This window comes from Microbacterium sp. Be9 (genome assembly GCF_011754135.1).
In the GTDB taxonomy this organism is placed as follows: Bacteria; Actinomycetota; Actinomycetes; order Actinomycetales; family Microbacteriaceae; genus Microbacterium; species Microbacterium maritypicum_A.
In genome coordinates this window covers 914,579-935,752 of the sequence record NZ_WNWT01000004.1, presented here as the reverse complement: position 1 = coordinate 935,752, position 21,174 = coordinate 914,579, and the positions used below count along the sequence as shown (strand labels likewise).

Below are 21,174 nucleotides of genomic sequence, written 5' to 3'. Positions count from 1 at the left end.
ATCGCTGTCTGTCAACAACAGACGGGAAATGTGACGTAACAGAGCGGAGGCCCGGAATCCTGCGGCGGATCGATCGACGACAACCCCAGGGGGGAGTCCGCATTCCGGGGAGAACGCCGTACGGTGGAGGCATGGCGAACAGACGAGCAGTGGTGACAGGTGCGAGTTCGGGCATCGGCGCGGCGACGGTGCGTGCCCTCCGTGCCCGGGGATGGGACGTCGTGGGGGTCGCGCGACGCGAGGACCGACTGTCGGCGCTCGCCGCGGAGACCGGAGCCTCGGCCATCGCCTGCGACCTCACCGATGCCTCCGCCGTCGACGCGCTCGTGGGCGAACTCGAGCGGTCGGGCCCCGTGCACGCTCTCGTCCAGGTCGCCGGCGGTGCTCGCGGCACCGACCGCATCGAGGACGCATCGGTCGACGACTGGCAGTGGATGTTCGACGCGAACGTGCTGGCGAGCCAGCGTCTCGTCGCGGGTCTGCTCCCGCTCCTGCGCCGAGCCGCGGCAGCGGACGGTCACGCGGATGCGATCTTCGTCACCTCCACGGCTGCGCAGACCGCGTACGCCGGCGGTGCAGGCTACAACGCCGCGAAGGCCGCGGAGTCGATGCTGGTGAAGGTGCTCCGTCAGGAACTCAACGGCGAGCCGATCCGTGTGGTCGAGGTGGCGCCGGGAATGGTGCACACCGAGGAGTTCACGCTCAATCGCCTGGGCGGAGACTCGGTCGCTGCCGAGGCCGTGTACGCGGGTGTCGACGCCCCGCTCGTCGCCGACGACGTCGCCGACGTGATCGCGTATGCGCTGGAGTCGCCCGGACGCGTGAACCTCGACCTGATCACGATGCGGCCGGTAGCGCAGTCCGCGCAGCACCTGCTCGCCCGCGGCCCGCTGCGGGTGCGCTCCATCGACTGACGATGGCCCAGACTCTCGCAGAGCTCGCCGAGGGCGGGCTGATCGACGCCGGATGGGCGGAGGCGCTGGCCCCCGTCCAGGACACGATCACCTCCCTGGGGGAGCGGCTCCGCGACGAGCAGGAGGCAGGGCGGGGATACCTGCCGGCGGGCGCGAACGTGCTCAGGGCCTTCCAGCGGCCGCTGTCCGACGTCCGCGTCCTCATCACCGGGCAGGATCCCTACCCCACGCCCGGACATCCCATCGGACTCTCGTTCGCCGTCGATCGCGATGTGCGCCCGCTGCCGCGCAGTCTCTCGAACATCTACAAGGAGCGCGAGACCGACCTGGGCATCCCTCCCGCACCGCACGGTGATCTGACGGCGTGGAGCGATCAGGGCGTCCTCCTGCTCAACCGTGTGCTCACCGTGCGTCCCGGTGAGGCGGCCTCTCACAGAGGGTGGGGGTGGGAGAAGGTCACGGAGCTCGCGATCCGTGCGCTCGTCGCGCGCGATCAGCCGCTCGTCGCGATCCTGTGGGGGAAGGACGCAGCCAACCTGCGGCCCCTCCTCGGGGAGACGCCGGTCATCTCCTCGGCTCATCCATCCCCGCTCTCGGCCCGCCGCGGCTTCTTCGGATCACGTCCGTTCTCGCGGGCGAACGCCCTCCTCGAGGAACGGGGTGCCGAGCCCGTGGACTGGAGGGTGGAAGGCGAAGCCTCTCCCTCTCTAAGCTGAGCGCATGCAGTTCGAGCCGGGGGACCGTCGTCGTGTCCTGCCGCGCCACCTGCGGCCTGCGCCCGCGCCCGAGATCTTCTCGTACACGATCCGCGCCGCGCGGCCTGCCGACCTGCCCCATGTGCGCGAGATCTACAACCACTTCGTGAGCAATTCGGCCGTGACACTCGACGAGCGACGCAGCAGCATTCCCTACTGGCGCGACAAGTACGCTCTGCTCGCCCGGCTCGAGCTTCCGTTTCTCGTCGCGGTGTCCCCGGGCGGCGAGGTGATGGGCTACGCCCTCGCGCAGCCATGGGCAGGCAAGAACGCCTACAAGTACACCGTCGAGGATTCGATCTACCTCGGTCCCGGTGCGGGAGGCAAAGGCCTGGGGGCGGCGTTGCTGCAGGCGCTCATCGATGCCTGCGAGCAGATCGGCCTCCGAGAGATGGTCGCGGTCATCAGCGACCACGGTGCGGAGGCGTCGATTCGACTGCACGAGAAGCTCGGCTTCGTCGAAGCGGGACGGATGGGACGCGTCGGGTACAAGTTCGGCCGAGACCTCGGCACCGTGTACATGCGCCGCGTGCTCAAGCCGACAGGGCGGCGGCGGGGAGGGCTCTTCGGCTCGCGGCGCTGAGGACGCTCGTCCGGTATCGCGATCGCTCTCTCAATGCCCGGGGCCGGCGGGGATGACGGGGATGGCCGAGAGCAGCCTCTTCGTGTAGTCCTGTGTCGGATGCAGGAGCACGTCGCGAGTAGCGCCCCGCTCGACGATATGGCCGTCCTTCATCACGACGACCGTGTCGCACAGGTTCTGCACCACTCCGATGTCGTGCGACACGAGAACCAGCGTGAGGGCGGTCGTGTGTCGCAGTTCGATCAGCAGCTCGAGGATCTGGGCACGAACGGTCACGTCCAACGCCGACAGCGGCTCGTCGCCGACCAGGATCCGCGGGCCATGCACGATTGCTCGCGCGAGGGCGATCCGCTGCCGCTGCCCGCCCGAGAACTCATGCGGATAGCGGTCACCCATCTCGGGTTCGAGCCCGACCCGGGCGAGCACCTCCCGCACACGCGCGCGGTGATCCCCCTCGATGCCGAGGGCCCAGAGCGGTTCTCGCACGATCTGGCCGGCCGTCATCCGGGGGTCGAGCGACGCGTACGGGTCCTGGAACACCAGCCCTGTCTCGCGGCGCAGCCAATGCAGGGACCTCGCCGATGCGGTGGCGTCGACCGGGCGGCCGCCGACGGCGATCGTGCCGGACGTCGGTCGGTCCAGTCCCAGCAGCAGCCTGACCAGCGTGGACTTGCCCGATCCGGATTCGCCGATGATGCCGACGGACGATCCTTCGACGATGTCGAGGTCGGTGGGAGCCAGGGCGGTCTGCGTGCGGGTGCGCTCGAATGCGGAGCGTTTCGGGACGAAGAAGTCGCGACTGAGCCCTCGGGCTTCGATCAGACTCACGCGGCACCCCCGTCCGGACGCCACAGGGTCGCCGTCGCATCCCGCAGCAACCCCTGGGTGATGGGCGAGGACGGTGCGGAGAGAAGGGTCGAGACCGGGGCGGCTTCGACGACGTGCCCGTGTTCGAGCACGACTCCCTCGGTCGCGACCTGTGCGAGCACGGCGAGGTCGTGGGTGATGAACACGAGGGACATGCCCTCGTCCGCGACGAGCGCGAGCAGCAGGGAGAGGATCTCGGCCTGGATCGTGACGTCGAGCGCGGTCGTCGGTTCATCGGCGATGAGCAGTCTCGGACGACACGCGAGTGCCATCGCGATGGCGACACGCTGGCGTTGACCGCCGGAGAGCTGATGCGGGTACCGGTCCACGATCGACGCGGGGTCGGGAAGCCGCACCCGTGCCGCTTCCGCGATCGCCCTCTCCCGGGCCTCGCGGCGCCCGAGTCCCTCGTGGATGCGGATCGATTCCGCGATCTGCCGCCCGACGGTCCTGATCGGATTCAGTGCCGTGCGCGGCTCCTGGAACACGATGCCGATGTCGTCGCCGCGAAGGCGGGCCAGCTCGCGATCCGGCATCCCCACCAGCTCGGTGCCGTTCCAGCGGATGCTCCCGCTCGTGGTCGCGCCGTCCGGGAGCAGTCCCAGCACAGCGAGCGCGGTGAGGGACTTGCCGGACCCGGACTCGCCGATGAGTCCGAGTCGCGCGCCGTCGGGCACCTCGAAGGAGATGCCGTCGACGACGTGTCGCCCATCGATCTCGACCACGAGGTCCTTCACGGAGAGGCTCATGCGACCACCCCCGGGGTGTGGATCTCGGCGGCGCGATGCCGCAGCGTCGGATCGGTCGCCTCGCGCAGACCGTCGCCCAGCAGGTTCAGCGCGAGGACGGTGATCGTGATCGTGAGCCCCGGCCAGAGCACGGACAGCGGATGCACCCCGATATACCGTTGGAGGTCGGCGAGCAGCAGGCCCCAGCTCGGTTCGACCACCGAGGCGCCGAAACCCAGATACGAGAGACCGGCTTCGGCGAGGACTGCGACCGCCATCGACCACGACAGCTGCACGATGAAGACGGGGGCGACGTTCGGCAGCAGGTGTCGCACGAGGCTCTGAGCAGGCGTGACCCCCGCGGCTCGCGCAGCCAGGACGAAGTCGCTCTGCTGCACACGGCGCAACTCGGGGCGGGTGACGCGCGCGATGTTGACGCCGAAGCCGATTCCCACCGCCCAGATCACCACCCAGAGGGATCCGCCCCAGACCGAGGAGATCATCATGGCGATCAGCAGCACGGGGAATGCGATCAGGATGTCGACGAGTACCGCCACGGTCTCACGCAGCCAGCGTGCGGTCAGTGCTCCGAGGGCTGCGAGTGCGATACCGACCACGGTGGCGACGAGCCCTGCTCCGATGCTCACGAAGACGGTCGTGCGGGCACCCGCCATCAGCAGGCTCAGGATGTCGCGACCCGTGTCGTCGGTGCCCAGCAGATGCGGCCAGCTCGGCGGCAGCCAGCGATCGCCGATGTCCGATGCCTGCGGATCGAAAGGTGTCCAGAAGAGGGCGACGAGCGCGGTGAGGGCGATCACGACGACGACGATGGCACCGAAGCGCCCCGTCGAGGTGTTCCACAGTCGGCCCAGCCAGCGCGGGGTCATGCGGCCTCCCGCTGTCGAGGGTCGATCGCGCGGTGCACGAGGTCGACCAGGAAGCCCACGACCAGCACGAATCCGGTGAGCACGAGCAGCTCGCTCTGCACCTTGATGAGGTCGCGCGTTCCGACATCGGCGACGAGCATGCGTCCGATCCCCGGGAGGGTGAACAGCTGCTCGATCACGACCGATCCGACGATGATGCCGGCGACCTGGAGGCCGAGCACCGTGATGATCGAGAGACCGACGGCCGGGATGCCGTGCTGGATGAGCGCTCGGGTGCGAGTGAGCCCCTTCGCCGCGGCGGTGCGGACGAAGTCCTGTCCTGCGGCTTGGAGCGTCGCACTGCGTACGAATCGCATCAGCATCGCCCCCTCCACGATCCCGATCGTCAGTGCGGGGAGCAGGAGCGACTCGATCGCCCTTCCGGGCGTCGACCAGCCGGTGCGGGGGAACCCCTGCGGTGGAAGCCAGCCCAGCCATACCGAGAAGACCACGATGAGCATCATGCCGGCCCACACCACGGGGACGGCAGCCAGCGCCTGAGCGCCGACGCTGAGCGCGGTGCCGCCGCGTCGGTTGCGCAGGAGCGCGGCCAGGATGCCGAAGGGCACGGCGATGAGCACGGCGATCAGGAGCGACATGATGCCGAGCGGGACGGTGACCTGGGCCTTGAGGAGGAGCTCTTCGCCGACGGAGGCGCCCGACAGCAGAGACGTGCCGAGGTCGCCGCGGAAGATGCCGCCGATCCAGTCGGCGTACTGGGCGAGCAGAGGCCGGTTCAATCCGAGGGATTCGCGCAGGGCCTCGACCTCGGCGGGGGAGGCCTGGGTGCCGGCGATGAGCTGTGCGACATCGCCGGGGAAGACGCGGAGCGTCAGGAAGATGAGCACGCTCGACACGAGGAGCCCTGCGATGAGCAGGACTCCTCGGACGAGCGCATAGCGGATCACGAAGGGGTGACCGCTCGCTACTTCTCGGCGGAGACGGTGACGCCCGCGAGGTTGATGCGCGAGTTGATCGAGTCCTCGGGGAAGCCGGCCACGATCGGGCTCACCGCCGTGATCGTCTCGCCGTTGTAGAGCCAGTCGGCGGCGTGGTCCTCCGACACGATGCGTGCGGCCTGCGCGAGCAGGTCCGCGGACTTGTCCGGGTCGACCTCGGCAAGTGCCTTCGCATACAGGTCCTGCACCTCGGCGTTGTCGTAGCCGAAGTAGTAGTCCGGATCGGCGAAGTTGCCGAAGTCCCGCGGCTCGACGTGCAGAACGAAGCTGAGGTCGTAGTCGTGGTTCGTGTAGACGTCCTCCAACCAGGTGGGGAACTCGACGGAGTTGACTTCGAGCGTCACCCCGATCTTCTTGAAGTCCGAGATCAGGACCTTCGGCACCGTCGTGCCGTAGAAGGAGGGGATCGTGAGCGTCAGCTCCAAGTCCTTCTGGCCGGCCTCTGCGAGCAGATCCTTGGCCTTCTCGGGGTCGTAGGAGATCACGTCGGACAGGTCTTCGTAGCCGGGGTCGAGCTCGGGGATCGGCCCGTACAGCGCGGTGCCGGCGCCGACCGCCTCGATGAGAGCTTCGTGGTCGATGGCGAGCCGGAGTGCTTCGCGCACGCGGACGTCGTCGAGCGGGGCCTTCTTGTTGTTGAAGGCGAGAGTGGCCTTGTCGGTGGTGCGCCCGGTCGTGAGGGCGAAGTCTCCCGAGTCCTCGAGCTGCGGCGCGAGGTTCGGATCCACGGCCGTGAGCACGTCCACGTCGCCGGCCAGCGCGGCGTTCACCCCCGCGGTGAAGTCGGGGATGTACTGGAACTCGACCTGAGCGACGCCGGCCGGATCGCCCCAGTAGGCGTCGTTGCGCGCGAAGGTGATGGTGCTGCCCTTGTTCCAGCGCGTCAGAGTGAAGGGACCGGTACCATTCTCGGCCGTCTTCAGATCGGTGGTGTCTCCGGTCTTGAACACCAGACCGGCGGGCCCCGTGAGGGCGAACAGGAAGTTCTGGTTCGGTGCGGACAGCACGATCTCGACCGTCGTCGGGTCCGGTGCAGTGATCGCCGTCACCGAGGCGAAGTCCGCGTTGCCCTGGACGGTCGCATCCGTGCGCACGGTCTCGTACGAGGAGACGACGTCGGCGGACGTGAGCGGCGTGCCGTCGTGGAAGACGACGCCGTCGTTCAGGGTGAACGTGTACGTGAGACCGTCGGACGAGACGGTGTAGTCGGAGGCGAGGCGACCCTCGATCTCATTGTCCTGCGTGCGGGTGACGAGACCCTCGTAGATGTTGTCGATCAGGATCTGCTCGAGCGCGGCACCACTGGTGTGGCGGATGTCGAGATTGGTCGGCTCGAGGACGAGTCCGACGTGGAGGGTGGCGCTCGGGTCGGGTGTTCCCGCTGCGCTGCTGGGCTCGGGCTCGGTGGTGCCGGAGCAGGCGCTCAGGATCATGGCGGTGGCCGCGAGCGCGGATATCAGCGCGAGACGTCGGGTGCGTCGGAACATGGGCGTTTCCTCTCGGTGCGGCAGCTGCTGTGTGCCGTGGAATCGAGCCTAGAGATGTGAGGCGGGGTGAGGGTCGTGTATGGAACGGAGAGTCATATTCCGGCGGCGGGTGCTGCCGAGCCGATGAGACCGGCGAGAGCGGTCGGTGCCGTCTCCTGCACGTTATGGGTGGCATCGAGGACGACCAGCTGCGCCGCAGGCACGCGTCGCTGGAGCTCGGCGGCATCGGCTTCGCTGACGAATCCTCGTGCGGCCCGCACCAGGGTGATCGGCGCGCGGACTGCGGCCAGGTCATCCCAGCCCGTCTCGTGCAGCACCGACGGGGCGGTTGCCGATCCGGGGTCGTGAGCGGCGAGAGCCTGGGCGGCGAGGTGTGCGAAGTGGTGCTTCCACTCCACGCGTCCGTCCTCGCGTACGCGCGTGTTCAGGAAGACACCGCGTTCGGTCTCGGGGCGGGATCCGCCGAAGCCGAGCGCGATCGCCTTGTCGACGAGTTCGTCCCGCGTGGCGAAGTCGGTCGGGCCCGCGTAGAACTCGCGCAGCGCCGCGGGTCCGGCTGTCACGTCGATCCCTGGCGTGATGTCGACGATGATGAGCTCGGACACCAGATCGGGTCGTGCGGCTGCGAGCGCGGCACCGGTGAGTCCTCCGAGCGACTGGCCGACCACGACCTGGGGCTGCGTGGCCCAGGCGTCGAGCGCGGCGGCCACGTCGCGGGCGAGCGTTCGCGGCGTGTAGTCGATGTCGTCACGCCAGGAGGAGTCGCCGTGCCCGGCGAGATCGATCGCGAGCAGCGGCTGCTGCAGCGCAAGCGATGTGGTGTCCCAGGTGTGCGCGTTCAGGCCCGCTCCGTGCAGCAGTGTCACGCGCGGCTCGTCGGTTCCGAAACGAAGGGCGCTCAGGGTGCGTCCGTCCGGCAGCGGAAGGGTGAGACGCTCCACCGCCGGGAACGGCACGCCGAGTGCTTCGGCTTGTGCGGGAAGATAGCTGAACTCGCTGATGTCTATCGCCACCTCCACATTCTGCGCCCTCGCGCAGACGCGCAAGAAATGCAGGACCATTACGACAAGCAATTGCGGCGGTCGGTTGCTCATTATGTCTCTATGTTTCGCTCTCCTGTTGTCAATATGCATTTCCTGCAGACGCGTCAGTCGGAGCGTGGGCAATGCTCGCCGAATATCATGGAGTCATGAGCGAGACGCGTGTGCACCTGTCCAAGACCGAGCCGACGGCGTACCAGGCGCTTGACGCGTTCTCGAAGACCGTGGGGCAGATCTGCGCGGCCAACGGCATCGACGACCGCCTCAAGGAGCTCGTCATGATCCACTGCTCGCAGCTCAACGGCTGCGCGTACTGCGCGCGGATCCATGTCGACCGAGCGGTGGCGGCGGGGGTCGACACCGACACTCTCACGCAGATCCCCACGTGGCGCGAGAGCGGTGTGTTCAGCGAGCGGGAACGCGCCGCCCTCGAGCTCGCCGAAGCGTTCACGTTCATCGCCGAGGACGGGATCTCCGACGAGGTCTACGACCAGGTGGGAAGTGTGTTCACCGAGAAGGAGTACGCGGCGCTCAGCTGGGCCTGCGTGTCGATCAACGCCTTCAACCGCATCGTGATCGCGGGACGCTACCCCGTTCCTGCTCGCGATCCGAAGGGTCAGGCATGACGATCCTCGAGGTCGAGGGTGTCTCGAACATCCGGGATGTCGGGGGTATGCCGGCGAACGGTGGTCGTATCCGTTCCGGGGTGCTGCTGCGATCGGGACAGCTCTCGGGTGCGACCGCATCCGGCGCCGCCGCGCTGCGGGCACAGGTTCGGCACATCGTCGATCTGCGCGACGGCGAAGAGGTCGCTGCGGAACCCACGGAGATCGAGGGGCCGGACACCACACACCTTCCCTTGTTCCTGGGTTCGGTGCGATCCTTCTTCGAGGCCGACACGAGTCTCGAAGACCTGTATCTGCATCTGCTCGAGGAGAGCGGCGAACGACTCGTCGACGCCATCCGCATCATCGCCGCGGGAGAGTGCACGCTGGTGCACTGCACCGTCGGCAAAGATCGGACCGGCGTCACCGTCGCCCTCGCTCTCGCCGCCGTCGGAGCCGATCGCGAGGCCGTGATCGCCGACTATGCGCTCACCGAGTCGCAGCTTCCTGTTCAGCGCACGCGGTGGATCGCCGAGTACCTGCGGACCCAGCACCCGGAGGCCGTGCACGCGGTGGCGCTCGCGACCCAGTCCCCGGCGCCCGTGATGCGTCGTCTGCTGCAGCAGGTCGACGAACGGTGGGGGTCTGCTGCCGCATACCTGCGCGCGCAGGGGATGACCGAGGCCGAACTGGCCGCCTTGGTGGCGGCGCTCGTCGAACCGGCTTCCTCCACCGAAAGCTCCCGGCGATGACCGAGCTGATGCAAGGTTAGGCAAGCCTTCACTTGGTGTACGATAAAGACACCATGGACACCTCGCTCGAGACTCGCGGCACGCGCGCCGAACGTCGCGCGGCACGTCAGCGTTCCCATCACCTGGTGACGGCAGACGAGCACTCGCTCACTGAGCTCGAGGTGTTCCTGACCACGCTGCCGTTGTGCGCGTCGGGTCGCATCTTCATCGAGGTGCCCGAGGTCGCCGACATCGGCGTGATCGATGCTCCTGGTCGAATGACGGTCACGTGGCTCGCTCGTGAGCAGCGGTCCGGTGCTCCCGGAAGCGGTCGGGCGTGCGCACCCGGTCAGGCTCTGGCAAGAGCGACCTGCGCGTGGGCCGACGAGATGATGTGCGACGACGAGATCGAGACCCACGTCACTCTGCTCGGCAGCTACCTCGGCACGGCCGACATCATCGACCACCTGACGAGTGCGCTGGAGATCTCCCCGTCGCTCATCCACGCTCCCGAGCGCTTCGGCCTGCTGCCCGCCGACCGCTGATTCGCACGCGCAGGCGGCTCACGGCATGTTGACGTGCCGTCCAGTGGCCCGCGCCCATGCGAAGGCCGTCAGCCCGTCACCGCGTGCGGCGCACGTAGTTGCCGTCTTCGAGTCCCGCCTCGATCTCGAAGCGATTGCGTAGGGGGTTCCGCCCCGCAAAGAGGTACAGCACCGGCATCAGGAAGCCGTAGCGAAGCCACTGCTCCTTGTGCACGGCTTCGTGGCGGAGAACCGCCTCGCTGGGGCGGGTGCCACCCGTCAGGAAGCAGCCGCCGACGCACACCCCGCCGCGATTGAAGGTCCATGAGGGCATGCCCTGGAAGATCCACAAGCCTTCGCGCCGCTCGACGGGGCCGGTGCTCCACAGCGAGCCCCAGATCCACCCGATGGCCGTGCCCCAGGCGTAGCCGAGGCGGCTGATCGGAGAGCGCAGCAGGAAAGAGGGAATCCGTCGGTCGAGGCGTCTTCCGCGAGCGAGAGCCTGTTCTGCGGCCGGCCGCCAGTCCGTGGCGGCGGTCACGCCACCGCTCCGACCAGCCGCAGCAGCGCACCGAGGTCGTCGACCGCGTCGGCCGGAGACCGGGGAGCGAACCCGGCGATCGTCGCGCCCGCCAGTGGCACTTCGCTGCGCAGTGCGCGGATGGCAGTGCTCAGAGCCGCGGGCGAGAGTCCGAACGGCACGGAAGACGACACGCCCGCGAACTCCGAGGGATCGAGCACATCCACGTCGATGTGGACCCACACCCGCGTCGCCCCGGTCGCGCGGACCGCGTCGAGCAGCGCTTCGGGGCGTGCGAGGTCGTCGACCGAGAGGTTGCTCAAAGGGGCGATCTGCTCGACCTCGGCATCGTCGAGATTGCGCATCCCGACGGTCACCACACGGTGCGCGGGGATCGCGGGGGAGAGCACGAGTTGATCCTCACCCTCACCGAGCAGCGCCCGCAGCGCCATGCCCGAGAATGCACCGGACGGTGAGGTCTCGGGCGTGTGCATGTCGGCGTGCGCGTCGCACCACACCACGGCGAGCCCTTCCGTCCCTCCCGGGAGGGCATCGAGAGCGGCGACGGTCACGCTGCAGTCGCCGCCGATCACCACGGTGTCGTGGTCGATGTGCCCGTGTACTTGTTCACGGGTGCGGAGCAGAGTGCTCAGGCGTCGGACGTCGGTGCCCAGGGATTCGCCGGCCTCGACCGGCACGTCGAGCACCGTGGTCGCCGCGCGGGGGAGATCACCGGCGATCGCTGCGGCGCCGTCGGTGAGAAGCATCGCGCGCGGTGCGGGTGAACCCTGCCACTGCGGGATGACGAGGAATCGCACCATGGGTGCCTCCGAAGAAGAGAGGGCGGATGCCCCGGCGCGCTGCCCGGGGCATCCGCCGGTGGTGTCAGTTGCCTTCGATGGCCTGGCGGGGAGCGCTGCCGCCGGCCTTGAGCTCGGCGAGACGTGCCTCGACCTCGGTCAGTTCGCCGAGGTCTTCCAGGCTCTCGAACTGGGCATCGAGGCTCGACGCTGCGAGCTCGATCTTGCCCTGCGCGATGGCCTCCTGGCGGCGGACCTTGTCCTCGAACCGCCCCAGCTCGCTGGTGGGGTCGAGCACGTTGATCGAGCCGACAGCGTCCTGCACCTTGGTCTGCGCCTCGGCGACCTTGGCGCGCGCGAGGAGTTCGCTGCGCTTGTTCTTGAGCTCGACCAGCTTGTCCTTCATGCCGTTCAAGCCGCTCTTGAGCTTGTCGACGATCTCGGTCTGCGCCGCGATCTGGGGCTCAGCACCGGTGGCCTCGCGCTCGGCGCTGATCTGGCGCTGCAGGGCGATCTTGGCGAGGTTGTCGAACTTGTCCGCGTCGGCGGTGTTGCCGCTCGCGCGCATCTCATCGGCCTTGCGGCTGGCGGCGAGGGCCTTGTTGCCCCATTCGGTCGACGCCTGGACGTCTTCCTCGTGGTCGCGCTCAAGCAGGCGTAGGTTGCCGATCGTCTCCGCGATCGCGGACTCGGCGTCGGCGATGCTGTTCGTGTAGTCGCGAACGAGCTGGTCGATCATCTTCTGCGGGTCCTCCGCAGAGTCCAGCAGGGAGTTGATGTTCGCGCGGACGAGGGTCGAGATACGTCCGAAGATGGACTGCTTGGTCATGCGTGGTTCCTTTCAGAGGGCGTCTTCGAGAGCTTGTCGTAAGTGTCTGTGTAGGGGATCAGAAGCGTCTACCTCCCGAGCGGCCGCTGCGGCCGCTGCTGCGGGATCCGCCGCCTCCGCCGAACCCGGAGCTGCGGAAGCCTCCGCCTCCGGAAGAGCGCCAGCCGCTGCTGCCGCCGCGGCGCGAGGATCCGCCGCTTCCGCCGCCGGCGAGCAGCCCGCCGATGATGCCGCCGAGGATGTCCCCGCCGATCCCCGAGCCGCTGGACGACGACCCGGATCCGCCGAACAGGCCTCCGAAGCCGCCCTGGTCGTAACCGGGAGGGGCGTACGCCTGCACATCGGATTGCGCAGCCGACGTCGCCTGGCCTGCCAGGGCGAGCGCCCGGTTTGCCTCCGCCAGCGCGGCGTCGGGGTCGGTCGCCCGCAGGTTGAGCGCCTGCGTCAGGCTCGCCTCCGCGTTCGCGAGGCGGGTGCGGGCGGTGGAGCCCACGGTTCCTCGGCGCGTCTCGATGAAGTCACGAGCCGCGCGGATCTCGGAGTTCGCCTGAGTGAGGGTCTGATCGAGCATCTGCTGCACACGACGCGCGCGTTCGACGCCCTCCCTGCCCTGAGCGATCGCGGCATCGATCTGCTCGTTGGCGGCGGTGAGCGCCTCGAGAACGCGCTGCGGATTACGCGTGGAGCCGGCGAGGTCGGTCTGTGCCACTTGGAGCTGCTGTGCGGTCGCGGAGGCCGCGCCGGCGATCGCTCCCGAAGGATCGGGCAGCTGCTGCGCCGCCGCGAGGTCTCCCTGCAGCTCGGTGACGAGCGCCTGGGACTGCGCCTCGATCGTCGAGAGCTCGGTGCCCAGCGTCGTCACAGCCTGGGCGAGCTGTGCCGCCTGCGCCACCGACTGCTCTGCGGTGCGGATCGCGAACGCCGCCTCGCCCGAACGGCCGGCCGCGATCGCCTGCGCCGCCGCCTCGATCGATCGATCCGCGAGGTCGGCTCGCTCGCGGGCCTGTGCGGGGTTGTCCGCGACCATTGCGAGCGCCGCCGGAGCGTAGGTGGACGTGAGTGCGGAGAGGGCTGGAGCGGCCGCGGCGAGGACCGGGTCGAGCGCCGCGCGCTCACGACGGACCCGCTCGAGCTCCTGCGGGGCGTTCTGCTCCAGTTTGCGGAGCTCGTCGAATGCGGCGGTGTTGTCATCCAGGATGTCGTCGATCTCGTCCGCGATCTGGATGATGCGAATATGCCACGCCCTGCGGTCGTGGATCGTGTCCTCGATCTCGTCGTCGAGCTTCTGCTTCAGGTCGAAGGCCTCGGAGATCTTGGCCTTCGCCGCATCGACGACGCGCGTGAACTCCTCGGTCGCGCCCTCGCCGAACTGGGCGACGGCGAAGCCGAGTTCCTCCCGGCTCGAGGTGATCGCATCGTCCGCCTGCACGAGCGCGAGTCCGGCCTGTGTCTCGACCTGCTGGTCGGTCAGAGCGGAGAAGGGATCGGCGGGATCGGGGGTCTCGGGCATGGCGCCGCGCTCACGGATCTCGGCGCGGCGGCGCGCGCGGCGCACGAGAGCGACGACGAGCCACACCAGCAGCGCGACCACGACGATCGCGACGACGATCAGGCCGATCCGGAGCGCGCCGGCGCCCCCGTCTCCCTGGATCTCATCGGCGGCGAGGGTGATCGCTCCGACCCAGTCGCCGTCGGACGCGAAGGGAACCATCTTGTCCTCGATGCTGTCGAGCTGTCCGAAGCTCACGGGCCCGTCGGGGGCGGCGGAGATGTAGTAGCTCCGGCCGTCGACGGCGATCGCGAGAAGATACTGCTCGGTGCCGAGATTGTTGTCCTGTGCGACCGTATCCGCCCACTGCACGTTGTCGCTGGGATTGGTGAAGTCGTCGACGAGGACGACGAAGAGGTCGGCGTTCGAGTTGTCGGTGAGCTCCTGGAGCCGGGCTTCGACGGTGGCCTCTTCGTCGGCGCTCAGCACACCCGCCTGATCGGTGACGTACCCGGCATCGAGGGTGAGCGGATCGGTGGCCGATGCCGCGGAGGCGGTGAACGCTCCAGCGACCGCGGCGAGCGTGAGTGCGGCCAGCGCGAGCCACCGTTTCGTCATCGTGTTCCCTCCGACCGGCAGCCGAGCCCCATGCCACGAGTCTATGCACTGGATCCGACACGCGACAGCACTCGATGGTGCTTCTCCGTTCGCCCTCAGCGCAGACACATACGCTGGGAGGCATGGACGACATGTACGGTTCGGATGTGCTGGCCACCGGCTGGCGCGACCGCGGCGCGAAGCAGGTGCCGCAGGTCGCGGCGGAGACGGATCTCGTGGTGGAGGTCGCCGACGACGGTTTCTGCGGTGCCGTGACCCGCGTGCAGGGTGGGAACGTCGAGTTGGAGGACCGGGGCGGACGTCGACGCCTGTTCCCCCTCGGCGGAGGATTCCTGATCGACGGCGCACCGGTCCGTCTGGTCGTCCCCGCGGCGAAGGCCCAGGGCCCGCGTCGGACGGCATCCGGGTCCTTCGTGGTCGCGGATCAGCGCGCCCGCGTCGCGCTGCCCAGCCGTATCCTCGTCGAGGGCAAGCACGATGCCGAGCTCGTCGAGAAGGTGTGGGGTGCAGATCTGCGGGTCGAAGGCGTGGTCGTCGAGTTCCTGCAGGGGGTGGATCTGCTCGACGATCTGCTGGCAGCCGAACCACCCAGCGCGACGCGACGCTACGGAGTTCTCGTCGACCATCTTGTCCCGGGCTCCAAGGAGTCGCGGATCGCGGATGCGGTCGCCCGTGGCCCGCACGGTCGCCATCTCCGCATAGTCGGTCACCCCTTCGTCGATGTCTGGCAGTGCGTCACGCCGCGAGCCCTCGGCATCGCGAAGTGGCCGGAGATCCCGCGCGGCATCGAGTGGAAGGTCGGTATCTGCCGTGCCTTCGGGTGGCCGCACGAGACGCAGGCCGACACCGCGCGCGCCTGGCAGCACATCCTCTCGAAGGTGACGACCTATCGGGATCTGGAACCCGCCCTGCTGGGCCGTGTGGAGGAACTCATCGACTTCGTGACGGCGCCGACGCACTGAGCGCGGCTCTCGCGGGAGGTATCCGAGGCGCCGGACGCCGCGACGCCGACGGCTACCCTGGATTCATGCCCGAACCCCGTACCTTCCGAGACGAACCGGTGTCGTTCGTGCGCCGCAGCGGTCGGATGTCCGACGCCCAGGAGCGCGCGTTCTCCGAGCTCGGCGCGCACTATCTGCTCGACGTGCCGCGAGACGTCGCCTGGACGTCCGTGCACCCCGAGGCCCGTCTCGCCCCCGCGACCGAGTACGGACGCTCGGCCGATCTCTACGTGGAGATCGGCTCCGGGCAGGGGCATGCGATCGTGGCCGCGGCGTCGTCGCGCCCGGACGACGACTTCCTCGCCGTCGAGGTGTTCCGCGCTGGACTCGCGCGGACGATGCTCGACGCCGATCGCGAGGGTGCCCGCAACCTGCGCGTGGTCGAGGCGAACGCGCCGGAGGTGCTCGCCTCATTCCTCCCCGAGGCTGCGGCACGGGAGGTGTGGATCTTCTTCCCCGACCCGTGGCACAAGAAGAAGCACACGAAACGACGTCTGGTACGCCCCGGTTTCGGCGACACCGCGGCGAGAGCATTGTGTGACGGCGGACTGCTGCGACTCGCGACGGACTGGGAGGACTACGCGCTGCAGATGCGCGAGGTGCTCGATGCCGAGCCGCTGTTCGAGCGTGCATTCGACGGGGAATGGGCTGACCGCTTCGACGGCCGGGTGATGACCGCATTCGAGCGCAAGGGCATCGCCAAGGGACGGGACATCCGCGACCTCGTGTATCGGCGCAGGACGCGCGCGTGACCGACGTGCGGCGTGACACGATGCAGCGGCTGGGCTTCGTGCCGGCGCTGCTCGTGTGCGCCGCGGCTCCGGCATTCTTCGTGCTGGAGATCCCCTGGATCGGCTGGACGCTGCTCGCGGCGGGCATCGCTGTGGCGGGTCTGATCGAGCGCGGCCGCCGCGCCGAGGACGAGGTCGTGCACGTGGGGTCTCGGTTGGAGACCGCGAGGATGATCGGAGTGCACAGGCCGCCGTCTCTCACGAGGGATCTCTCCCTGATCGCGATCGGTCTTCTGATCGTGAGCATCATCCCGTTGGCTGCGGAGCTCGACAACCTCGCGATGCTGCGCTTCACTCTTGCACTCGGCGGGGCGGTCGCCGTGCCGTACGTCATCTCGCGGTTCGTCTACCGCGACCGCGCGATCAGCTTCCCGTGGCGAACGCGTAGACGCTGGGGTCGGCTGCAATGGGGCTGGCTGGTGGCCGTGCTGGTGCTCGGCTGGCTCATCCTGCCCTTCTACTTCATCACCAGCGGGGTCTACCAGAACTGGCCGGTGGTCGACACCCCCGACCTCATCGCGAGGCTCTTCGTCGGCGTCGGCGCCGTCGGCATCTGGGACGAGCTGTTCTTCATCTGCACGGTGTTCGCGCTGTTGCGACGCCACTTCCCGGACCTGGTCGCGAACCTGCTCCAAGCGATCGTCTTCGTCTCGTTCCTCTGGGAGCTCGGCTACCGGGAGTGGGGACCGCTGCTGACCATCCCGTTCGCCCTGCTGCAGGGGTACATCTTCCTCCGCACGCATTCGCTCGCCTATGTCGTCACGGTGCATCTGCTGTTCGACGCCGTGGTGTTCGCCGTGCTGGTGCACGCACACAATCCGGGGCTGCTGCCGATCTTCCTCGTGTAGCCCCGCTCACCGGTCGGCTTGCTCCCGACCCCTCGGAACGGGAGAATCAGCCCATGCTCATCGTCGGTCTCGTCCTCGCCGCAGCCGCCGCTGCGTTCCACGTCTTCATCTTCGCGCTCGAGTCGCTCAGGTGGACCGATACCGAGACGCGGAAGATCTTCGGCGTCGCCAGCGAGGCCGATGCGGTCACCATGAAGCAGTTGGCCTTCAACCAGGGGTTCTACAACCTCTTCCTCGCGCTGACGACCCTGCTCGGCATCGGTCTCGTGATCGTGGGAGCCGAGACGGTGGGGCTCACACTCGTCTTCGCCGGTACCGCGATGATGCTCGCCGCCGCGCTGGTGCTCGTGCTGTCCGACCGCACCAAAGTGCGCGCGGCCACGATGCAGGGAGCCCTGCCACTGCTCGCGGTGGTCGCCACGGCGATCGGCGTCGCGATCAGCTGATGCTCGAGGGGTGACATCCGCGCCGTCAGCGACCACACTCGTTGCATGGCCGACTGGGTGCTGCACGTGGACATGGATCAGTTCATCGCCGCGGTCGAGGTGTTGCGCAGGCCCGAGCTCGCCGGCCTCCCGGTGATCGTCGGTGGTCGGGGAGACCCCACCGAGCGCGCCGTCGTGTCGACCGCCTCGTATGAGGCGCGCGCCTTCGGAATCGGTTCGGGCATGCCTCTGAAGATCGCCGCACGCAAGGCACCCGATGACGCGGTCTTCCTCCCCGTCGACCACGAGGCCTATGCTCTGGCTTCCGGTGAGGTGATGGCCGCGCTCCGGGCGCTGCCGGATGTGGTGCTCGAGATCGTGGGGTGGGACGAGTGCTTTCTCGGCGTGACCACGGACGATCCGGAGACGATGGCGAGGTCCGCGCAGGCCGCGGTGCTCGATGCGACCGAGCTGCACTGCTCGGTGGGGATCGGCGACAACAAGGTGCGGGCGAAGATCGCTACCGGATTCGGCAAGCCCCGCGGCATATTCCGCCTCACAGCGGACAACTGGTTCGAGATCATGGGAGACAGGCCGACGCGCGAGCTGTGGGGTGTCGGGCCGAAGGTGCAGAGGAGACTGGCCGCTCACGGCATCCTGACCGTGCGCGAGCTGGCCGATGCGGACGAGCAGGCTCTGGTGGCGGAGTTCGGACCGCGGATGGGGGTCTGGTATCACGGCTTGGGATCCGGAATCGGTCCGCGTACCGTCGACGACACCCCATGGGTCGCTCGTAGCCACAGCCGCGAGATGACCTACCAGCAGAACCTGACGACACCGGATCAGGTCGAGACGGCGATCAGAGAACTCGCCGCCCAGGCTTTCCAGGACTGCGCCGCCGAAGGGCGACCCGTCGTGCGTGTGCACCTCAAGGTGCGGTACGCCCCGTTCGAGACCAGAACGATCGGTCGCACGCTTCCGGGGCCGACCACGGATCGCGAGGAATTCGTCGCGGCCGCGGCAGCACTCGGCGCGACGCTCGATCCCGAGCGTGAGGTTCGCCTGCTGGGCGTGCGCGCGGAGATGACCATGCCGGACGGCGCCGACGATGCGGAGCGCACTCCGGTGCGTGGCAGGATCTGACCTCCGTCCCGCACGCCCCCAAAAGCGCGGGGTTCGATCAGTCCCGGACGACGGCGGCGACGGCGCTCACCTCGATCAGCGCACCGGGCACCCCGAGCCCTGCCACCAGCGCAGCCGTGACGAGGGGCGGGGCGCCTTCCCTGGCGAGCCTCGAGGCGACCGCTCCATAGGCTGCGCGCAGATCCGCTTCCTGATGGATCAGCACGGTCCAGCTGATCACGTCGTCGAGTCCGGCACCGACCGACTCGAGAGCGATCCTGGCGTTCTCCACCGCGCGCAGCGACTGCTCGCCGGCATCGGAGGAGACGACGGCCCCCGTGGTGTCGACGCCGTTCTGGCCGCCGATGTAGATCGTCGTCGCTCCAGGCGGAACGACCGCCACGTGGCTGAATGCCGGACTCGCGACGAGCCCTTCAGGCTGAGTGAGTGTGATGTTCATGCGCACACTCTGCCTTGGGGTACCGACATCGGAGAGCTCCTCGGAGGCGCACGCGCTCAGAAGCGGAGGAGCACCTTGCCGACGCGCCCTGCGGTATCGCTCGCCTGCACGGCCGCGCTGATGTCGGCAGCGTCGAAGATGCCGGCGACGGGAAGGGTGAGGCTGCCGTCGGCGAGACGCTGGAAGAGCTCGCCGAACAGAGCGGTGCGCGTATCCGCGTCCAGGCGGGGGATCACCTTGCTGCCCCAGAAACCCTTCACCGTGGCCTGCTTGAAGATCACATCGGAGGACGCGATCTCCATGACGGGCGAGTCCATCGCGCCGAAGGCGACCAGGGTTGCTCCCTCGGCGAGCAACGAGAGCACCTGGCCCGCAGAAGCGCCGCCGACCGAGTCGACACCGGCGACGACGGGGGCACCGCCGGTGAGGGCTTCCACCTGTGCCTTCCAATCGGCCTGATCGGTGGCGACGATCCGGTCGATGCCCTGCTCATGGAGTTCCGTGATGCCCGCCGTCCGACGCACGAGGCCGACCACGTTCACACCACGTGCGGAGGCGAGCTGCGCGAGCATGCGCCCGACGGCGCCGTTCGCAGCGTTCTGGACGATCCAGTCGCCCTGCTTCACCGCGAGGAAATCGAGCAGGGTGATCGCGCTGAACGGCATCGACACGAGCTGGGCGGCCGTCTCATCGGGAACCCCGTCCGGGATGGGGATGAGCCCCGCGGCGTTCGTCACGATGTACTCCGCCCATGCGCCGAAGGTCCCGCCAGTGGCGACGCGCTGGCCGACGGCGAGGTTCTCGACACCGGCGCCGAGCGCATCCACCACGCCCAACGCCTCTGTGCCCGACGCCGCAGGGAGTTCGGGAGTGAAGCCGTAAGTGCCGCGCACCGTCCAGAGATCGTGATTGTGGATGGGGGAGAGGACCACTCGCAGGCGGACCTGTCCCTCGCCGGGCTCCGGAACGGGCCGGTCCTCGACGCGGAGGACTTCCTCCGGAGCGCCGAAGGTGGGGTGGATGAGTGCGCGCATGGCGGCTCCGTTCTGTCGGGGGTGAGGTCAGCGGGCGTCGCCCGGGCGGGCGCTGCCGAGGTCGATGGTCGCCTGCTGGAGGCGATCGGTGATGTCGTGCAACTCGGCGATGAGAGCTCTGCGGTGTGCGTCGTCGTGGAGTCCCGAGATCGCGGTGATCCTGGAATGGATCGGCGCGACCTCGGAGCGAAGGTCGCGCCCCTTTTCAGTGAGCGTCACGGTCACGACGCGCTCATCCTCGCGACTCCGCGATCGCGCCACGAGGCCTGCCTGCTCGAGTCGCCGAACGAGCGGGGAGAGCGTGCCGGAATCCAGGCGCATCACCTCGCCGAGTGAGCCGATCGTCTGCTCGCCGTCGAGCCAGAGCGCGGCGAGCACCAGGTATTGCGGGTACGTCAGTCCCCACGGCGCGAGCAGCGCCCGATATGCCTGCGTGGTGGCGCGAGCCGCGGAGTAGAGGGAGAAGCACACCATCTCATCGGTCACCGGCATGGATAAATTATTGCATGCAATTCGATTGTGCACAACTTGAATGACGGAGAACAGGGCGTGCCCGCGGTGCGCGGACACGCCCTGTATCGGTCCTAACGGAGGACCTTGGCCTTGATCGTGTTGTACTCCTCGGCCGTGATCGTCCCGGAGTCCAGCAATGCCTTCGCCTTCGCGATCTCCTCACTCGGACTCGTGCCGGCGACCTGCTGGATATAGGCATCTGCCGCGCTGCGGGCGCTCGCGGCCTCCGCATTGCTCCGCTCTGCCATGCCCGATCCCCGTGCGATCAGGTACACGAGCACCGTGAGGAACGGAACGAAGATCAGGAAGATGATCCACACCGCCTTCCACCAGCCGTTGAGCTTCCGGTCACGGAACAGATCGGCGACGATGGCGAACAGGGCGAACAGGTAGGAGATGAAGACGAACGCCAGCAGGAACCACCAGATGATGTCCCAGAACGATCCCCAAAAACTCATGACTACTCCTTCAAAAGATGTTCCGCGCGAAGTCGGCGGCTCGTCGGACGTTACCGGTGCGCAGGGCCGGCGGCACTGTCCGCGGCGGGAGTTCACCAGGGTGAGCCGCGCGTGGGACCCTTTCACCCGTGTTCCTCGCGGTGTCCG

At 68.3% G+C, this 21,174-nt stretch carries 25 protein-coding genes; 11 read left to right on the top strand and 14 right to left on the bottom strand.

The genetic code is table 11. The features are described 5' to 3' along the window. The first annotated feature begins 131 nt into the window (after positions 1-131). The 3 genes from GLO27_RS08725 to GLO27_RS08715 are packed head-to-tail and all read left to right on the top strand — an operon-like array spanning position 132 to position 2,252. Positions 132-914 (top strand): SDR family oxidoreductase, encoded by a 783-nt coding sequence (locus GLO27_RS08725; protein WP_167254437.1) that lies wholly within the window; start codon positions 132-134, stop codon positions 912-914. 2 nt (positions 915-916) lie between these two features. Beyond that, positions 917-1,630 (top strand): uracil-DNA glycosylase, encoded by a 714-nt coding sequence (locus GLO27_RS08720; RefSeq protein ID WP_021198511.1) that lies wholly within the window; start codon positions 917-919, stop codon positions 1,628-1,630. Between the two features lie 4 nt (positions 1,631-1,634). Beyond that, a complete protein-coding gene (locus GLO27_RS08715) occupies positions 1,635-2,252 on the top strand; it encodes a GNAT family N-acetyltransferase (RefSeq protein WP_021198510.1) in 618 nt (205 codons plus the stop codon). A gap of 30 nt (positions 2,253-2,282) precedes the next feature. Here GLO27_RS08715 and GLO27_RS08710 read toward each other — a convergent pair whose 3' ends face one another. The 6 genes from GLO27_RS08710 to GLO27_RS08685 form a co-directional block, all read right to left on the bottom strand. After that, a complete protein-coding gene (locus tag GLO27_RS08710; protein ID WP_031206731.1) occupies positions 2,283-3,080 on the bottom strand; it encodes an ATP-binding cassette domain-containing protein in 798 nt (265 codons plus the stop codon). Next, positions 3,077-3,868: an ABC transporter ATP-binding protein gene (locus tag GLO27_RS08705; RefSeq protein ID WP_029266363.1), complete on the bottom strand. Its 792-nt coding sequence runs from the start codon at positions 3,866-3,868 to the stop codon at positions 3,077-3,079. The genes GLO27_RS08710 and GLO27_RS08705 overlap by 4 nt, the downstream gene beginning before the upstream one ends. Continuing rightward, the gene (locus GLO27_RS08700) at positions 3,865-4,734 is read right to left on the bottom strand and encodes an ABC transporter permease (RefSeq protein ID WP_021198507.1); all 870 of its coding nucleotides are present in this window, start codon (positions 4,732-4,734) and stop codon (positions 3,865-3,867) included. Before GLO27_RS08700 ends, GLO27_RS08705 begins: the two co-directional genes overlap by 4 nt. After that, positions 4,731-5,681: an ABC transporter permease gene (locus GLO27_RS08695; protein ID WP_021198506.1), complete on the bottom strand. Its 951-nt coding sequence runs from the start codon at positions 5,679-5,681 to the stop codon at positions 4,731-4,733. The genes GLO27_RS08700 and GLO27_RS08695 overlap by 4 nt, the downstream gene beginning before the upstream one ends. 17 nt (positions 5,682-5,698) lie before the next feature. After that, positions 5,699-7,219 carry an ABC transporter substrate-binding protein gene (locus GLO27_RS08690; protein ID WP_167254435.1) on the bottom strand — a complete coding sequence of 507 codons (1,521 nt, stop codon included), beginning with the start codon at positions 7,217-7,219 and terminating at the stop codon, positions 5,699-5,701. Positions 7,220-7,311: 92 nt separating this feature from the next. After that, positions 7,312-8,238, bottom strand: a complete 927-nt coding sequence (locus tag GLO27_RS08685) for an alpha/beta hydrolase (protein WP_292774678.1) — start codon at positions 8,236-8,238, stop codon at positions 7,312-7,314. Positions 8,239-8,408: 170 nt separating this feature from the next. Between GLO27_RS08685 and GLO27_RS08680 the strand changes: the two genes are divergently transcribed. The 3 genes from GLO27_RS08680 to GLO27_RS08670 are packed head-to-tail and all read left to right on the top strand — an operon-like array spanning position 8,409 to position 10,140. Continuing rightward, on the top strand, positions 8,409-8,885 hold the full coding sequence (locus GLO27_RS08680) for a carboxymuconolactone decarboxylase family protein (RefSeq protein ID WP_021198503.1): 477 nt from the start codon (positions 8,409-8,411) through the stop codon (positions 8,883-8,885). Further along, a complete protein-coding gene (locus tag GLO27_RS08675; RefSeq protein WP_167254431.1) occupies positions 8,882-9,616 on the top strand; it encodes a tyrosine-protein phosphatase in 735 nt (244 codons plus the stop codon). The genes GLO27_RS08680 and GLO27_RS08675 overlap by 4 nt, the downstream gene beginning before the upstream one ends. Positions 9,617-9,669: 53 nt before the next feature. Beyond that, the gene (locus tag GLO27_RS08670) at positions 9,670-10,140 is read left to right on the top strand and encodes an SIP domain-containing protein (protein ID WP_136023783.1); all 471 of its coding nucleotides are present in this window, start codon (positions 9,670-9,672) and stop codon (positions 10,138-10,140) included. 76 nt (positions 10,141-10,216) lie between these two features. Here GLO27_RS08670 and GLO27_RS08665 read toward each other — a convergent pair whose 3' ends face one another. The 4 genes from GLO27_RS08665 to GLO27_RS20015 form a co-directional block, all read right to left on the bottom strand. After that, entirely contained in the window at positions 10,217-10,660 is a 444-nt protein-coding gene (locus tag GLO27_RS08665; protein ID WP_021198500.1) for a hypothetical protein, read from the bottom strand. After that, positions 10,657-11,460 carry an arginase family protein gene (locus tag GLO27_RS08660; RefSeq protein ID WP_021198499.1) on the bottom strand — a complete coding sequence of 268 codons (804 nt, stop codon included), beginning with the start codon at positions 11,458-11,460 and terminating at the stop codon, positions 10,657-10,659. Before GLO27_RS08660 ends, GLO27_RS08665 begins: the two co-directional genes overlap by 4 nt. A 64-nt stretch (positions 11,461-11,524) precedes the next feature. Further along, the gene (locus tag GLO27_RS08655) at positions 11,525-12,268 is read right to left on the bottom strand and encodes a PspA/IM30 family protein (protein WP_017831053.1); all 744 of its coding nucleotides are present in this window, start codon (positions 12,266-12,268) and stop codon (positions 11,525-11,527) included. A gap of 58 nt (positions 12,269-12,326) precedes the next feature. Beyond that, positions 12,327-14,375: a TPM domain-containing protein gene (locus tag GLO27_RS20015; RefSeq protein WP_167254430.1), complete on the bottom strand. Its 2,049-nt coding sequence runs from the start codon at positions 14,373-14,375 to the stop codon at positions 12,327-12,329. A gap of 122 nt (positions 14,376-14,497) precedes the next feature. Between GLO27_RS20015 and GLO27_RS08645 the strand changes: the two genes are divergently transcribed. From GLO27_RS08645 to GLO27_RS08625, 5 genes are all read left to right on the top strand, one after another. After that, the gene (locus GLO27_RS08645; RefSeq protein WP_021198497.1) at positions 14,498-15,337 is read left to right on the top strand and encodes a DUF3097 domain-containing protein; all 840 of its coding nucleotides are present in this window, start codon (positions 14,498-14,500) and stop codon (positions 15,335-15,337) included. Positions 15,338-15,402: 65 nt separating this feature from the next. Continuing rightward, on the top strand, positions 15,403-16,128 hold the full coding sequence (trmB, locus tag GLO27_RS08640; RefSeq protein WP_167254429.1) for a tRNA (guanosine(46)-N7)-methyltransferase TrmB: 726 nt from the start codon (positions 15,403-15,405) through the stop codon (positions 16,126-16,128). Positions 16,129-16,148: 20 nt separating this feature from the next. Continuing rightward, complete coding sequence (locus tag GLO27_RS08635; protein WP_167254776.1) at positions 16,149-17,015, top strand: CPBP family intramembrane glutamic endopeptidase; 867 nt, start codon at positions 16,149-16,151, stop codon at positions 17,013-17,015. Positions 17,016-17,068: 53 nt separating this feature from the next. Continuing rightward, positions 17,069-17,461, top strand: coding sequence for a DUF1304 domain-containing protein (locus GLO27_RS08630; RefSeq protein ID WP_021198039.1), 393 nt, complete (start codon positions 17,069-17,071; stop codon positions 17,459-17,461). 45 nt (positions 17,462-17,506) lie between these two features. Then, the gene (locus tag GLO27_RS08625) at positions 17,507-18,583 is read left to right on the top strand and encodes a DNA polymerase IV (protein ID WP_208323577.1); all 1,077 of its coding nucleotides are present in this window, start codon (positions 17,507-17,509) and stop codon (positions 18,581-18,583) included. Between the two features lie 37 nt (positions 18,584-18,620). On the opposite strand, the gene GLO27_RS08620 is transcribed toward GLO27_RS08625, so the two are convergent. From GLO27_RS08620 to GLO27_RS08605, 4 genes are all read right to left on the bottom strand, one after another. Then, positions 18,621-19,022, bottom strand: coding sequence for a RidA family protein (locus GLO27_RS08620; protein WP_029258462.1), 402 nt, complete (start codon positions 19,020-19,022; stop codon positions 18,621-18,623). Positions 19,023-19,078: 56 nt separating this feature from the next. Next, positions 19,079-20,056 carry a zinc-binding dehydrogenase gene (locus tag GLO27_RS08615; protein ID WP_167254428.1) on the bottom strand — a complete coding sequence of 326 codons (978 nt, stop codon included), beginning with the start codon at positions 20,054-20,056 and terminating at the stop codon, positions 19,079-19,081. Positions 20,057-20,083: 27 nt separating this feature from the next. Beyond that, positions 20,084-20,548 (bottom strand): MarR family transcriptional regulator, encoded by a 465-nt coding sequence (locus GLO27_RS08610; RefSeq protein ID WP_208323576.1) that lies wholly within the window; start codon positions 20,546-20,548, stop codon positions 20,084-20,086. 92 nt (positions 20,549-20,640) lie between these two features. Continuing rightward, complete coding sequence (locus GLO27_RS08605) at positions 20,641-21,027, bottom strand: SHOCT domain-containing protein (RefSeq protein ID WP_021198034.1); 387 nt, start codon at positions 21,025-21,027, stop codon at positions 20,641-20,643. Positions 21,028-21,174: the final 147 nt, after the last annotated feature.